At 54.0% G+C, this 13,242-nt stretch carries 15 protein-coding genes; 6 read left to right on the forward strand and 9 right to left on the reverse strand.

The window, feature by feature from the left end; all coding sequences use genetic code 11:
* Window positions 1-16 precede the first annotated feature (16 nt).
* Window positions 17-1,948, reverse strand: coding sequence for an ATP-dependent zinc metalloprotease FtsH (ftsH, locus tag D4100_RS14010; RefSeq protein ID WP_006317499.1), 1,932 nt, complete (start codon window positions 1,946-1,948; stop codon window positions 17-19).
* Window positions 1,949-2,004: 56 nt separating this feature from the next.
* Window positions 2,005-2,634 (reverse strand): 23S rRNA (uridine(2552)-2'-O)-methyltransferase RlmE, encoded by a 630-nt coding sequence (rlmE, locus tag D4100_RS14015; RefSeq protein ID WP_004952836.1) that lies wholly within the window; start codon window positions 2,632-2,634, stop codon window positions 2,005-2,007.
* A gap of 142 nt (window positions 2,635-2,776) precedes the next feature.
* On the opposite strand from rlmE, the gene yhbY reads away from it, so the two are divergent.
* Window positions 2,777-3,070 carry a ribosome assembly RNA-binding protein YhbY gene (gene yhbY, locus D4100_RS14020; RefSeq protein WP_004933536.1) on the forward strand — a complete coding sequence of 98 codons (294 nt, stop codon included), beginning with the start codon at window positions 2,777-2,779 and terminating at the stop codon, window positions 3,068-3,070.
* Window positions 3,071-3,184: 114 nt separating this feature from the next.
* Here the strand turns inward: yhbY and greA are convergent, their stop codons facing one another.
* Window positions 3,185-3,661: a transcription elongation factor GreA gene (gene greA, locus D4100_RS14025; RefSeq protein WP_006317498.1), complete on the reverse strand. Its 477-nt coding sequence runs from the start codon at window positions 3,659-3,661 to the stop codon at window positions 3,185-3,187.
* A gap of 257 nt (window positions 3,662-3,918) precedes the next feature.
* On the opposite strand from greA, the gene dacB reads away from it, so the two are divergent.
* From dacB to pmrB, 3 genes are read left to right on the forward strand one after another with little or no spacing between them, the layout of a single operon-like run.
* Window positions 3,919-5,352, forward strand: coding sequence for a serine-type D-Ala-D-Ala carboxypeptidase (dacB, locus tag D4100_RS14030; RefSeq protein WP_004952830.1), 1,434 nt, complete (start codon window positions 3,919-3,921; stop codon window positions 5,350-5,352).
* Between the two features lie 8 nt (window positions 5,353-5,360).
* Window positions 5,361-6,023, forward strand: a complete 663-nt coding sequence (pmrA, locus tag D4100_RS14035) for a two-component system response regulator PmrA (protein WP_119804620.1) — start codon at window positions 5,361-5,363, stop codon at window positions 6,021-6,023.
* Complete coding sequence (pmrB, locus tag D4100_RS14040; RefSeq protein WP_119804621.1) at window positions 6,020-7,084, forward strand: two-component system sensor histidine kinase PmrB; 1,065 nt, start codon at window positions 6,020-6,022, stop codon at window positions 7,082-7,084. The genes pmrA and pmrB overlap by 4 nt, the downstream gene beginning before the upstream one ends.
* Before the next feature lie 55 nt (window positions 7,085-7,139).
* Here the strand turns inward: pmrB and cgtA are convergent, their stop codons facing one another.
* From cgtA to rplU, 4 genes are all read right to left on the reverse strand, one after another.
* On the reverse strand, window positions 7,140-8,312 hold the full coding sequence (cgtA, locus tag D4100_RS14045; protein ID WP_006317495.1) for an Obg family GTPase CgtA: 1,173 nt from the start codon (window positions 8,310-8,312) through the stop codon (window positions 7,140-7,142).
* A gap of 16 nt (window positions 8,313-8,328) precedes the next feature.
* The gene (locus D4100_RS14050) at window positions 8,329-9,300 is read right to left on the reverse strand and encodes a DMT family transporter (protein WP_043912060.1); all 972 of its coding nucleotides are present in this window, start codon (window positions 9,298-9,300) and stop codon (window positions 8,329-8,331) included.
* A 105-nt stretch (window positions 9,301-9,405) separates the two neighbouring features.
* The gene (gene rpmA, locus D4100_RS14055; protein WP_004933559.1) at window positions 9,406-9,663 is read right to left on the reverse strand and encodes a 50S ribosomal protein L27; all 258 of its coding nucleotides are present in this window, start codon (window positions 9,661-9,663) and stop codon (window positions 9,406-9,408) included.
* Window positions 9,664-9,680: 17 nt separating this feature from the next.
* Window positions 9,681-9,992, reverse strand: coding sequence for a 50S ribosomal protein L21 (rplU, locus tag D4100_RS14060; RefSeq protein WP_004933561.1), 312 nt, complete (start codon window positions 9,990-9,992; stop codon window positions 9,681-9,683).
* Window positions 9,993-10,261: 269 nt separating this feature from the next.
* On the opposite strand from rplU, the gene ispB reads away from it, so the two are divergent.
* Window positions 10,262-11,233: an octaprenyl diphosphate synthase gene (gene ispB, locus D4100_RS14065; protein WP_119804622.1), complete on the forward strand. Its 972-nt coding sequence runs from the start codon at window positions 10,262-10,264 to the stop codon at window positions 11,231-11,233.
* 50 nt (window positions 11,234-11,283) lie between these two features.
* Here the strand turns inward: ispB and D4100_RS14070 are convergent, their stop codons facing one another.
* A complete protein-coding gene (locus tag D4100_RS14070) occupies window positions 11,284-11,634 on the reverse strand; it encodes a DNA-binding protein (protein WP_006317492.1) in 351 nt (116 codons plus the stop codon).
* Between the two features lie 181 nt (window positions 11,635-11,815).
* On the opposite strand from D4100_RS14070, the gene D4100_RS14075 reads away from it, so the two are divergent.
* Window positions 11,816-12,076: a helix-turn-helix domain-containing protein gene (locus tag D4100_RS14075; protein WP_006317491.1), complete on the forward strand. Its 261-nt coding sequence runs from the start codon at window positions 11,816-11,818 to the stop codon at window positions 12,074-12,076.
* A gap of 68 nt (window positions 12,077-12,144) precedes the next feature.
* Here the strand turns inward: D4100_RS14075 and mdh are convergent, their stop codons facing one another.
* Window positions 12,145-13,083, reverse strand: coding sequence for a malate dehydrogenase (mdh, locus tag D4100_RS14080; protein ID WP_099064489.1), 939 nt, complete (start codon window positions 13,081-13,083; stop codon window positions 12,145-12,147).
* Window positions 13,084-13,242: the final 159 nt, after the last annotated feature.

The following is a 13,242-nucleotide window of genomic DNA, read 5'->3' on the forward strand; positions in this document are numbered from 1 at the left end:
TATTACACAGCCAAAGTTACTTGTCTAGCTGTTCAGACATGGTATTGCCCGGGTTTGGCGTGCGTGGCTCATCTACCGGCGTCGGGGCTTTTGGAGTGCCGCCGTTGTCGGAATTGCTGCCCTTGTTCACATCGTCCCAACCCGCTGGCGGACGCACATCTTTACGGTTCATCAGATCGTCGATCTGTGGCGCATCGATGGTTTCATACTTCATCAAGGCATCCTTCATTGAATGCAGGATGTCCATGTTTTCCATCAACAATGCACGTGCACGGATGTAGTTGCGTTCGATCAGGGATTTCACTTCCTGGTCGATGATGCGAGCTGTTTCATCCGACATGTGTTTCGCTTTGGCCACTGAACGGCCCAGGAACACTTCGCCCTCTTCTTCCGCATACAGCAGCGGCCCCAGCTTCTCGGAGAAGCCCCATTGGGTCACCATGTTGCGGGCAATCGAGGTCGCCACTTTAATGTCGTTCGACGCGCCGGTAGAGACTTTCTCTGGCCCGTAAATGATCTCTTCAGCCAGACGACCGCCGTACAGAGTAGAGATTTGGCTCTCCAGCTTCTGACGGCTGGCGCTGATAGCATCGCCTTCCGGCAGGAAGAAGGTGACGCCCAACGCACGGCCACGCGGAATAATAGTGACCTTGTGCACCGGATCGTGCTCAGGAACCAGACGGCCGATAATGGCGTGGCCTGCTTCGTGATACGCGGTCGACTCTTTCTGCGCTTCGGTCATCACCATGGAGCGACGTTCCGCACCCATCATGATCTTGTCTTTGGCTTTTTCGAACTCAACCATCGACACTACGCGTTTGTTGCCGCGAGCGGCAAACAGCGCCGCTTCGTTGACCAGGTTGGCCAGGTCCGCACCGGAGAAGCCCGGGGTACCACGTGCAAGCACAGAGGCATCAACATCTGGGGCCAACGGCACGCGACGTGAATGCACCTTCAGGATTTGTTCACGGCCACGCACGTCCGGCAGACCCACCACGACCTGACGGTCGAAACGGCCTGGACGCAGCAACGCCGGGTCAAGCACGTCCGGACGGTTGGTCGCAGCGATGACGATAATGCCTTCATTGCCTTCAAAACCGTCCATCTCAACCAGCATTTGGTTCAGCGTTTGCTCACGTTCATCATGACCGCCACCCAGACCGGCGCCACGCTGGCGACCGACGGCGTCGATTTCATCGATGAAGATGATGCACGGTGCCGCTTTCTTGGCCTGCTCGAACATGTCGCGCACACGGGAAGCACCCACACCCACAAACATTTCCACGAAGTCGGAGCCGGAAATGGTGAAGAACGGCACTTTTGCCTCACCCGCGATGGCTTTCGCCAACAGCGTTTTACCGGTCCCCGGCGGGCCAACCATCAGCACGCCTTTCGGGATCTTGCCGCCTAATTTCTGGAAACGGCTCGGCTCGCGCAGGTATTCCACCAGTTCGCTCACTTCCTCTTTTGCTTCATCGCAACCGGCAACGTCAGCAAAAGTGGTTTTGATCTGGTCTTCCGTCAGCATACGGGCCTTGCTCTTGCCGAAGGACATCGCGCCCTTGCCGCCGCCGCCCTGCATCTGCCGCATGAAGAAGATCCAGACCCCGATCAGCAACAGCATCGGGAACCATGAAATAAAGATAGAAGCCAGCAAACTCGGCTCTTCAGGCGGTTCACCAACAACTTTCACATTTTTCGTCAACAACGTATCCAGCAACTTAGGATCGTTGACAGGGATGTAGGTCGTGTATTTGTTACTGTCTTTCTTGGTAACGTTAATTTCACGTCCGTTGATTCGCGCTTCGCGAACCTGGTCCTGGGTCAGTTCGGACATGAAGGTAGAGTAATCCACCCTACGGCCATTCGACTCGCTGGGCCCAAAGCTCTGGAATACAGACATCAACACTACCGCGATGACTAACCAGAGTATTAGGTTTTTCGCCATGTCACTCAAGGGATTAACCTCATATTACAACTGTGTTAACAAACAGCGTTAGGGTACTACAGCTTGCGCCCTGTCGCTACAATGTACACTTCGCGCGAACGTGCGCGGGAAGCGTCTGGCTTACGAATCTTAACCTTCGTAAACAGGGAGCGAATTTCCCGTAGGTACTCGTCAAAGCCATCTCCCTGGAACACCTTCACCAGGAAACTTCCGCCTGGTGCGAGGACATCACGACACATTCCCAGTGCTAATTCCACCAGATACATCGATCTCGGAATATCGACGGCCGGAGTGCCACTCATATTCGGGGCCATGTCAGACATAACCACCTGAACCTTACTTTCACCTACACGTTCCAACAGAGCTTTAAGGACCAGTTCATCACGAAAATCGCCCTGAAGGAAATCGACGCCAACGATAGGATCCATTGGCAAAATATCACAGGCGATGATGCGACCGTTACCGCCGATCTGCGTCACTACATATTGCGACCAACCGCCCGGCGCTGCGCCTAAATCCACTACGGTCATGCCGGGTTTAAACAGCTTGTCACTCTGCTGTATTTCATCAAGTTTAAACCAGGCGCGCGAACGCAGCCCTTTTTTCTGCGCCTGTTGCACATATTTATCGCTAAAGTGTTCTTGTAACCAGCGACTGGAGCTAGCAGAACGCTTTTTATTAGCCATCTCGTTTTCCAACTATCATAAAAGAGTCTTATGTCAGGTTCGCTGCTCACGTAGACTCACACCGGTGAAGACCGATTTGGTGATATACATGAGATGGCGGTAGAATGTACCGTTTTCAATCCCAACTTAAGCAAAAAAGACAATGAATCTGAATAATAAACAAAAACAGCACCTGAAAGGCTTGGCGCATCCGTTAAAACCGGTTGTCATGCTGGGTAATAACGGTCTCACCGAAGGGGTGCTGGCTGAAATTGAACAGGCTCTGGAGCATCATGAGCTGATCAAGGTAAAAATCGCTGCTGAAGATCGCGAAACCAAAACCCTGATCGCCGACGCTATCGTACGTGAAACGGGTGCCTGCAACGTGCAAGTCATCGGCAGTACGCTTATTCTTTACCGCCCTTCGAAAGAGCGCAAGATCAGTCTACCGCGTTAATAAGCATTGAGTTAACGAAAAGGTGCCATGCACCAGACTCAGATAAAAGGCCGCGTGCGGCCTTTTTCCTTTCTTTACAAAACCCTGGCGAATTTCTGAACGATCGGGCGTATATCAGAGATATTCAACCTTCAGGATTTCGTAATCTACATCGCCGCCCGGGGTTTTAATGACGACCACATCATCCTGCTCTTTACCGATCAAGCCGCGTGCCATGGGCGAATTTACCGAAATCAGATTTTTCTTGAAGTCGGCCTCATCGTCACCCACGATTCGGTAAGTCACTTCTTCTTCGCTATCCAGGTTCATCACCGAAACGGTGGAGCCAAAAATCACGCGGCCATTGTTTGGCATCTTGGTGATGTCGATTATCTGCGCGTTCGACAGTTTGGCTTCAATTTCCTGAATGCGTCCTTCGCAAAAACCCTGCTGTTCACGGGCAGCATGGTACTCTGCGTTTTCTTTCAAATCGCCGTGTTCACGGGCGTCAGCAATGTCCGCAATGATTTTCGGACGACGCACGCCCTTCAGATATTCAAGCTCTTCGCGCAGTTTTTCAGCGCCAAACAAGGTCATCGGAATCTGTTTCATATAGTGAATACCTCTAAATCTTTCCTGTTCAAATAGCCGTCATCCTGACGTCTTCGAATGAAAAAACGGTGGGTGTATATCCCCCCGCCTCCAGGCGACAAACAAAAGAAGCCTGACTCGGAACATTCGCCCAAGTCAGGATCGATTTTGCATTTTGATACGCATTTTAGCGTAGAGTTCCTTGAGGGTCATCGTTTACTTTCTCCCTGAATGCACCGTAGTATGACGGCACGTTATCCAGCTGTTATCCCGAGATTATGCGTTTTTCACGAATTGTCAGTGCATTGGCTTGCGCATTTGTTCTGAATGCAAATGCGGCCCCGGTGGAAGATTACACACAATATTTGCCTGATGGGGCCAACCTTGCCCTGGTAGTTCAGAAGATCGGCGCCGATGCGCCGACCATCGATTATCATTCACAGCAAATGGCGTTACCGGCCAGTACCCAAAAGGTGCTGACGGCGCTGGCTGCCTTGTTGCAGCTAGGCCCCGATTATCGTTTCACCACCACGCTGGAAAGCCAGGGCGATATCAGCGACGGCGTACTGCGGGGCAATCTGATCGCCCGCTTCAGCGGCGACCCGACCTTTAAACGCCAGAGCCTGCGCAATATGGTGGCGATCCTGAAAAAACAGGGCGTGCGCCAGATTACCGGCGACGTGCTGGTCGACACGTCGGTATTCGCCAGCCACGACAAAGCCCCTGGCTGGCCGTGGAACGATCTGACGCAGTGCTTCAGCGCACCGCCGGCAGCGGCGATTGTCGATCGCAACTGCTTCTCGGTATCGCTGTACAGTGCGCCAAACCCGGGCGACATGGCCTTTATACGCGTGGCCTCTTATTACCCGGTCAATATGTTCAGCCAGGTGCGAACGCTGGCGAGAGGCTCTGCGGACGCCCAATACTGTGAGCTGGACGTGGTGCCGGGCGAATTGAACCGCTTTACCCTGACTGGCTGTCTGACCCAACGCAGCGATCCGCTGCCGCTGGCCTTCGCCATTCAGGATGGCGCCAGCTATGCCGGCGCTATCTTGAAAGATGAACTGACGCAAGCCGGCATCCAGATAGATGGCCACCTGAAACGCCAGACTCAGCCTGGCCTGGCCGGCACGGTGATTGCGCAAACGCAATCGGCGCCGCTGCACGAGCTGCTGAAGATCATGCTGAAGAAATCGGACAACATGATCGCCGATACCGTGTTTCGCACCATCGGCCATGAACGTTTCGGCGTTCCGGGCACCTGGCGCGCCGGCGCAGATGCCGTACGTCAGGTACTGCGTCAGAAGGCCGGGGTTGATCTGGGCAACAGCATAGTGGTGGACGGCTCTGGCCTCTCCCGCCATAACCTGCTGGCCCCGGCGACCATGATGCAGGCGTTGCAGTACATTGCGCAGCATGACAGCGAACTGAACTTTATTTCGATGCTGCCGCTGTCCGGCTACGACGGCACCCTGCGCTACCGTGGCGGGCTGCACGAAGCCGGCGTCGACGGCAAGGTTTCCGCCAAAACCGGCGCACTGCAGGGCGTGTATAACCTGGCGGGCTTTATCACCACCGCCAGCGGCCAACGTTTTGCGTTCGTACAATACCTGTCGGGTTATGCCGTACCACCGGAAGATCAGAAACAGCGTCGCGCTCCGCTGGTGCGTTTCGAAAGCCGCTTGTACCGGGATATTTATCAAAATAACTGAGGGTCGGGATGAAACTGCTGATTGTTGAAGACGATGAGCTGTTGCAGCAAGGGCTGGCGCTGGCATTGGCCAGCGAAGGCTATGCCTGCGACTGCGCCACCACGGCGGCGCAAGCCAATGCGCTGCTCATTACCAGCCAGTACAGCATGATCATCCTCGATCTCGGTCTACCCGACCAGGACGGTGCCAGCCTGCTGCGGCAGTGGCGCCGCCAGCAGGTCGATTTGCCGGTGCTGATCCTCACTGCCCGCGATGCACTTGAAGACCGTGTCGACGGGCTGGACGCCGGCGCTGACGATTATCTGGTGAAACCCTTCGCGCTGGTTGAGCTGCAGGCGCGGGTGCGCGCCCTAATCCGCCGTTATCAGGGGCACAGCGACAACCTGATGCAGTTGGACGATCTCCAGCTCAATCTCTCCAGCCAGCAGGTATACGTTCACCAACAGCCGGTTGAAGTCACGCCAAAAGAATTCGCCATCCTGTCTCGCCTGATGATGCGCGCCGGGCAAACGGTCAATCGTGAACTGCTGCAGCAGGATCTTTACACCTGGCAGGACGATTTAGGCTCCAACACGCTGGAAGTGCATATCCATAACCTGCGCCGCAAGTTGGGCAAGGATCGCATCCGCACCGTCCGCGGTATCGGTTACCGCCTGGAATCCACATCATGATCAGCATGCGCCGTCGTCTGTTATTGATGCTGGCGCTGATCCTCCTGGTCACCCAGCTTATCAGCGCCTTTTGGTTGTGGCATGAAAGCCAGGAGCAAATCAGTTTCCTGGTGGATGAAACGCTGTCGGCCAAGATTCGCACCGAACGTGTCGACACCGAGATCGCCGAAGCGATAGCCTCGCTGCTCGCCCCTTCGCTGATCATGATGATTGTCACGCTGCTCGCCTCTTTCTGGGCCATTAGCTGGATTATCCGCCCGCTCAATCAACTGCAACAACGGCTGGAGAAACGTTCCGCCGATAACCTGACCCCACTCCCCCTTAACAGTGACAGCCTGGAAATGAAAGCGGTCACCACCGCACTCAATCAGCTTTTCTCACGCCTGGACAACACCATCCAGCAGGAGCGGCTGTTCACCGCCGACGCTGCACATGAGCTGCGCACGCCGTTAGCGGGGATCCGTCTGCATCTGGAACTCATGGAAAAACAGGGTATTGAGCAAAGCAAGCCGCTGATTACCCGCATCGACCAGTTGATGCACACCGTCGAACAACTGCTGATGCTGTCGCGCACCGGGCAGGACTTTGCCAGCGGACACTATCAACGTTTTGATTGGGTGAACGATGTGATTCAGCCACTGCGGGAGGAGCTTGACGAACTGGCCGCTCAACGCGATCAAAAGCTGCAATGGCAACTCCCTGCGGAGGCAAAAATTCATGGCGACCCGGTACTGCTGCGTCTGTTGTTGCGTAACCTGGTGGAAAATGCGCACCGCTACAGCCCCGAAGGCAGCCTCATTCAGGTCAGGCTTGCACCGCAGGAGCACGGACACCTGCTGCAGGTGATCGATGAAGGGCCTGGCGTGAAGGAGAAGATGGCAGGCGAGCTCACCCAGGCGTTCCGGCGTATGGATCAACGTTATGGCGGCAGCGGGCTGGGGCTGAATATCGTGGCCCGTATCGTGCAGCTGCATCAGGGCCGCCTGACGCTGGGGAATCGCCAGGATGCCAGCGGGCTGAATGCCCAATGCTGGCTGCCTGAAAACGTGCTGAACAAATAACGCCGATAAAAAAAGGGCCCAGCGTTGTGTGAACTGAGCCCTTCTCTTTGCAAGATTATTTCTGGTAAATGATTTCGACGCCTTCGTCGTCATCTTCGTCCCAGTCGTCATCCCAATCGTCATCCGCTTCGGCTTCCACTTCCGCGATCTGTTCACGGTGGTAATCGTCCCACATGAACTCGACTTTCTCAGGTGCGCTTTCTTCGATCGCCATGGCTTTCGGTTGGGTGTTGATAAAGTTCATCACGTCCCAGCACAGCGCATTGACACCTTCGCGGTTAGCGGCGGAGATCATGTAATACTTGCCTTCCCAGCCCATGCCCTCTGCGATTGCCTTGGCACGTTCGGCCGCTTCTTCCGCACCTACCAAGTCAACTTTGTTGAACACCAGCCAGCGTGGCTTCTGCGCCAGATTTTCGCTGTATTGGTTCAGCTCGTTGATGATGATGTTGGCATTTTCTATCGGATTGGATTCGTCGATCGGGGCGATATCCACCAGGTGCAACAGCACGCGGCAACGCTCCAGATGCTTCAGGAAACGGATACCCAGGCCAGCGCCGTCGGATGCACCTTCAATCAGCCCCGGAATATCGGCCACCACAAAGCTCTGCTCGTGATCCATTCGCACCACGCCCAGGCTAGGCACCAGGGTGGTAAACGGATAGTCGGCAACCTTTGGTTTGGCTGCGGATACCGCGCGGATGAAGGTCGACTTGCCGGCATTCGGCAGGCCAAGCATGCCGACATCGGCCAGCAGCAGCAACTCCAGCAAGATGTCACGGGCCTCACCGGCAGTACCCAACGTCTTCTGACGCGGTGCGCGGTTAACCGAAGATTTGAAACGGGTGTTGCCCAGACCGTGCCAACCGCCCTTAGCGACCATCAGTTGTTGGCCGTGGCGAGTCATGTCACCGAGGATCTCGCCGGTGCCCTGATCCTGCACGCGAGTACCGACCGGTACCTTGACGATAATGTCTTTGCCACGTTTACCGGTACAGTCACGGCTTTGGCCGTTCTGGCCGCGTTCGGCGCGGAAAGATTTCTCAAAGCGGTAGTCAATCAAGGTATTGAGGTTTTCGTCCGCCAGCAGATAGACGTCTCCGCCATCGCCGCCATCGCCGCCATCCGGCCCACCGTTCGGGATATACTTTTCGCGGCGGAAACTGACACAACCATTACCACCGTCACCTGCAACGACCAAAATCGCTGCTTCATCTACAAACTTCATTTACCGTCTCCGTAAATCATTCACCGGGCTGCTTTAAAGGAGCAACCAGGTTGGTTTCTGCCCGTCGCGGCCACCACCGGTGACCAATTGCGGAAAACATGGCGCCCGCTACCACCACGAAAGCACCGATATACCCGACGACATTCAATGCCGGGGCGGCGAATATCTGTGGCCAGGCCAGCGCCAATAAATCTGAAAACAGCAGGGTAAACAGCGGTGTCAGCGTGACTAACGCACTCACCTGCGCTGCCTGCCAGCGCGCCATGGCTTCCGCCAGTGCACCATAGCCAATCAACGTGTTAGCGCCACAAAACAGCAGACAAGCCAATTGCCAGCCACTGAGTTGGGAAATCATCTCTGGCCGGGCCAGAGGGAACAGCGCCACTGCACATAAAGTGTACAACATTACCAGGATCTGCGGTGAAGCCAATCGGCGCAACAACACTTTCTGCGCAACGCCATAAGTCACCCAAACCGCCGCCGCACAGACGCCCAGCAGCACCCCAAGGGTGTAATCCGTCAGGCGGGTGAAGATCTCAATCAGGCTGACATTGAAAAACAGCATTAGCCCACAGATCAACATCAGTGCGCCAATCACCTGAGTGATGCGCATGCGTTCTTTTAAAATCAGCACGCTGGCAAACATCATACCGACCGGCGACAGTTGGCCGATCACCTGCGATGCCGTAGGGCTGAGGTACTGCAACGAAGAGCTGAAGAAGATAAAGTTCCCCAGCAGGCCCGCAGTGGCAATTGCCAAAATTAACAGCCAGCGCGGCTGACGGAACATTTTCACCGGAGGCAGTCTGCCGCGTATCGCCAGAATGCTCCCCAGGCCGAGTGCAGCAAGGGTAAATCGATACCAAACGATGGTAAACGGATCCATCACGACCAGCACTTCTTTCATCGCAATCGGCAACGCCCCCCAGCAAATCGCCGTGGTCACCGCCAGAGAAATGCCAATTCCGACCTGCTGTTTCGTTTCCATCTTACCTTTGCCAGCGCTGATGGGCCGATACATAAGCAGCCCATAAATGTAAAAAGCCCCGCAACGAATTGCGGGGCTTACATCTATTTAGTAAGGCTCGAAAAATTATTCAGCTTCGATGCTGATGAATTTACGATTGCTCGGGCCTTTAACTTCGAACTTGACTTTACCGTCTTTCAAAGCAAACAGAGTGTGGTCTTTGCCGCAACCCACGTTGGTACCAGCGTGGAATTTGGTGCCGCGCTGACGAACGATGATGCTGCCTGCCAGTACTGCTTCGCCGCCAAAGCGTTTTACGCCCAGACGTTTAGCTTCTGAATCGCGACCGTTACGAGTCGAGCCGCCAGCCTTTTTGTGTGCCATTAATCCGCTCTCCTAACTTAAGCGCTGATGCCGGTGATTTTAACGTCAGTGAACCACTGACGGTGGCCCTGCTGCTTACGGTGGTGCTTACGACGACGAAACTTAACAATCTTAATTTTCTCGCCACGACCGTGAGCAACTACTTCAGCTTTGATCTTACCGCCATCGACGAAAGGAACGCCGATTTTGATATCTTCGCCATTAGCAATCATCAGAATCTGGTCAAACTCAACCGCTTCACCAGTTGCGATGTCCAGCTTTTCCAAGCGAACGGTCTGACCTTCGCTTACTCGGTGTTGTTTACCACCACTTTGGAAAACCGCGTACATATAAAACTCCGCTTTCCGCGTGCCCAACTATTTAGTACAGAGCGCGCTATAAATATTCACAATAGGGCGCGAATTCTACGCAATAATCCCGCGTATGACAAGAGCAGAATAAGACCGGAAGCAGAAAAAAGAAGAAAAAAAGCACAGTTTCTTTCATGGCGTTTATCTGAGCCGTTTTTCAAGTACAATCAGGGGGACAGTTACCGCCATGTACCGATGTGAGCAGCGATCTCAACGCGGTGAAGAGAAACACAGCTGAAAAAAATACAATGAACCTAGAGCAAATTACCGAGTTAACCGCGCAAGATATGGCGGCCGTGAACGCAACAATTCTCGAACAGCTGAATTCAGATGTCACACTCATCAATCAGCTTGGCTATTACATTATCAGCGGTGGCGGTAAGCGCATCCGTCCGATGATCGCCGTTCTGGCGGCGCGGGCGTTGCATTATCGGGGTGACAAGCACATTACCGTCGCTGCGCTGATCGAATTCATTCATACCGCTACCCTGTTGCATGATGACGTGGTGGATGAGTCCGACATGCGCCGCGGCAAGGCCACCGCCAACGCCGCGTTCGGCAATGCCGCCAGCGTGCTGGTGGGTGACTTCATTTATACCCGCGCTTTCCAGATGATGACCAGCCTGGAGTCACTCCGCGTGCTGGCGCTGATGTCCGAAGCCGTCAACGTCATTGCCGAAGGTGAAGTGCTGCAGTTAATGAACGTGAACGATCCGGACATCACCGAAGAAAGCTATATGCGGGTGATCTACAGCAAAACCGCTCGTCTTTTTGAAGCGGCGGCGCAATCGTCAGCGATCCTTTCCGAGGCCAGCGAAGCAGAAGAAAAAGCGCTGCAGGATTATGGCCGCTATCTCGGCACCGCATTCCAGCTGATCGACGATCTGCTCGATTACAGCGCCGACGGCAGCACACTGGGTAAAAATACCGGTGACGATCTGAACGAAGGGAAGCCCACGCTGCCCTTGCTGCACGCCATGCGTAACGGCAACAGCGCGCAAACGGCCATGATCCGCGAAGCCATTGAGCAAGGCAGCGGCCGTCATCTGTTAGAGCCGGTTTTACAGGCCATGCAACAGTGCGGCTCACTTGAATATACCCGCCAGCGCGCCGAAGAAGAGGCCGATAAGGCGATTGCCGCGCTGCAGGTTCTGCCGGAATCCCCTCATCGCTCCGCGCTGGAAGGATTAGCGCACCTTGCGGTTCAGCGAGATTTTTGAGAAACAAAAAACCCTTGCCAGTTTCTACAGACCTGCGGCCGCAGGTCTGTTTATTTCCCCTCAGAGATACGCGCCAGCAGGCTGCCTATGCCTTCACGCATCAGGAACGCCAACACCTTCTCGCGCTCGGTTTCCGTCAGGTGATAGTAATATTCAATCCACACCGCCAGAGGATCCTTGCGTTCACTGTCATAAATTGCCGGATCTTCTTTTAGTATCAGCAAATTGCGCGTACCTGAAGGTAAGCTGTCAATATGATATTCCAGCGCCTTTCCCTGTACACCTTTACGCCTGCGACTGATCCAGCCATCGCGACGCGCCATCAAATTTATTCCCTGTGGTGAAGCGGGTAATCCAGCAATGCCTGTAAGTTCCTTGGCGGCAAACCACTCTTTTTTCATAGCCATGATCTCTGAGGAAAATGTGCAAAGACGTTTTTTAGAAATTAATGAGATAATTTTTTAGAAATTTAGTGGTATTCTAATTTCCGTATAAGCGTTTCATGTTGTTCAAACGATTAATCTTGACCTGTTAGTTATACCACTAACAGAACTTTCGCTAATCAAAAAAGGGAATGCAAACATGAATTCTAGGAACAAGGACTGGCATCCGGCGGATATCATTGCGGCTTTACGTAAGAAGGGAACGACGCTGGCGGCGGTATCGCGCAAGGCGGGACTTAGCTCATCCACACTGGCAAACGCGCTATCTCGGCCCTGGCCAAAAGGGGAATGGCTGATTGCCGAAGCCCTGGATGTCCATCCTGCAGAGATCTGGCCAAGCCGCTATTTCGATCCGCAAACCAACGACCTGCTAAATCGCAAAGCCCGTATCAGGTCATGATTCGGGCATAAAAAAAACCGCCGGTGCGATGTCCGGCGGCTTGTGCATACTCATGCGTTCTGGGTTGATCAGTTATTGATAAACTTTTCACCCAGCTCGATATCTTTATGCAGAACATCCAGCATATCTTCCAACGCTTTCTGCTCGAACGCGCTCAGAGTACCGATGTCCTTACGTTCTTCTACGCCGTTTTTGCCCAGCACCAGCGGTTGTGCGAAGAAGCGAGCATATTTGCCGTCACCTTCCACGTAAGCACATTCCACCACGCCTTTTTCACCTTGCAGCGCACGGACCAGAGACAGGCCGAAACGCGCCGCCGCCTGACCCATTGACAGAGTTGCGGACCCGCCACCGGCTTTGGCTTCAACCACTTCAGTACCCGCATTTTGGATACGCTTGGTCAGATCCGCCACTTCCTGCTCGGTAAAGCTCACACCAGGGATCTGTGACAACAGTGGCAGAATGGTCACACCAGAGTGCCCGCCGATAACCGGCACGTTCAACTCTTCCGGCTGTTTGCCTTTCAGCTCAGCCACGAAGGTGTTGGAACGGATGATATCCAGCGAGGTTACGCCGAACAGTTTGTTTTTGTCATAAACACCGGCTTTCTTCAGCACTTCAGCGGCAATTGCCACGGTGGTATTTACCGGGTTGGTGATAATGCCGATGCAGGCTTTCGGGCAGGTTGTTGCCACTTGCTGGATCAGATTACGCACGATACCTGCGTTGACATTGAACAGATCTGAACGATCCATGCCAGGTTTACGCGCAACGCCGGCCGAAATCAGCACTACGTCTGCGCCGTGCAAAGCTGGGGTAGCGTCTTCGCCGCTGAAGCCTTTGATTTTAACTGCGGTAGGGATGTGGCTTAAGTCGACGGCAACGCCTGGGGTAACGGGGGCAATGTCGTAGAGAGAGAGTTCAGAACCTGAAGGAAGCTGGGTTTTGAGTAGAAGGGCGAGGGCCTGGCCGATACCGCCAGCAGCACCGAGAACTGCAACTTTCATCCTATACTCCTTTATTATCTTAAATATATAAAGCGCCGTGAATACGTTAGTTACGGACCTTAAATTATTACACCTTTAAAAACAATCTCTTAACAGTCTGTTTGAGAGCTGGCGCAATAAAACTGCCGATGCCGCGCTCATTTTAGATTAAATGGCTTA

It is taken from the genome of Serratia inhibens (genome assembly GCF_003591175.1).
Taxonomy (GTDB): domain Bacteria; phylum Pseudomonadota; class Gammaproteobacteria; order Enterobacterales; family Enterobacteriaceae; genus Serratia; species Serratia inhibens.

Excerpts from the sequence above, each read along its gene's own strand:
- ftsH (WP_006317499.1), bottom strand. The coding sequence starts at position 1,948 with ATGGCGAAAAACCTAATACTCTGGTTAGTCATCGCGGTAGTGTTGATG.
- rlmE (WP_004952836.1), bottom strand. The coding sequence starts at position 2,634 with ATGGCTAATAAAAAGCGTTCTGCTAGCTCCAGTCGCTGGTTACAAGAA.
- yhbY (WP_004933536.1), top strand. The coding sequence starts at position 2,777 with ATGAATCTGAATAATAAACAAAAACAGCACCTGAAAGGCTTGGCGCAT.
- greA (WP_006317498.1), bottom strand. The coding sequence starts at position 3,661 with ATGAAACAGATTCCGATGACCTTGTTTGGCGCTGAAAAACTGCGCGAA.
- dacB (WP_004952830.1), top strand. The coding sequence starts at position 3,919 with ATGCGTTTTTCACGAATTGTCAGTGCATTGGCTTGCGCATTTGTTCTG.
- pmrA (WP_119804620.1), top strand. The coding sequence starts at position 5,361 with ATGAAACTGCTGATTGTTGAAGACGATGAGCTGTTGCAGCAAGGGCTG.
- pmrB (WP_119804621.1), top strand. The coding sequence starts at position 6,020 with ATGATCAGCATGCGCCGTCGTCTGTTATTGATGCTGGCGCTGATCCTC.
- cgtA (WP_006317495.1), bottom strand. The coding sequence starts at position 8,312 with ATGAAGTTTGTAGATGAAGCAGCGATTTTGGTCGTTGCAGGTGACGGT.
- D4100_RS14050 (WP_043912060.1), bottom strand. The coding sequence starts at position 9,300 with ATGGAAACGAAACAGCAGGTCGGAATTGGCATTTCTCTGGCGGTGACC.
- rpmA (WP_004933559.1), bottom strand. The coding sequence starts at position 9,663 with ATGGCACACAAAAAGGCTGGCGGCTCGACTCGTAACGGTCGCGATTCA.
- rplU (WP_004933561.1), bottom strand. The coding sequence starts at position 9,992 with ATGTACGCGGTTTTCCAAAGTGGTGGTAAACAACACCGAGTAAGCGAA.
- ispB (WP_119804622.1), top strand. The coding sequence starts at position 10,262 with ATGAACCTAGAGCAAATTACCGAGTTAACCGCGCAAGATATGGCGGCC.
- D4100_RS14070 (WP_006317492.1), bottom strand. The coding sequence starts at position 11,634 with ATGAAAAAAGAGTGGTTTGCCGCCAAGGAACTTACAGGCATTGCTGGA.
- D4100_RS14075 (WP_006317491.1), top strand. The coding sequence starts at position 11,816 with ATGAATTCTAGGAACAAGGACTGGCATCCGGCGGATATCATTGCGGCT.
- mdh (WP_099064489.1), bottom strand. The coding sequence starts at position 13,083 with ATGAAAGTTGCAGTTCTCGGTGCTGCTGGCGGTATCGGCCAGGCCCTC.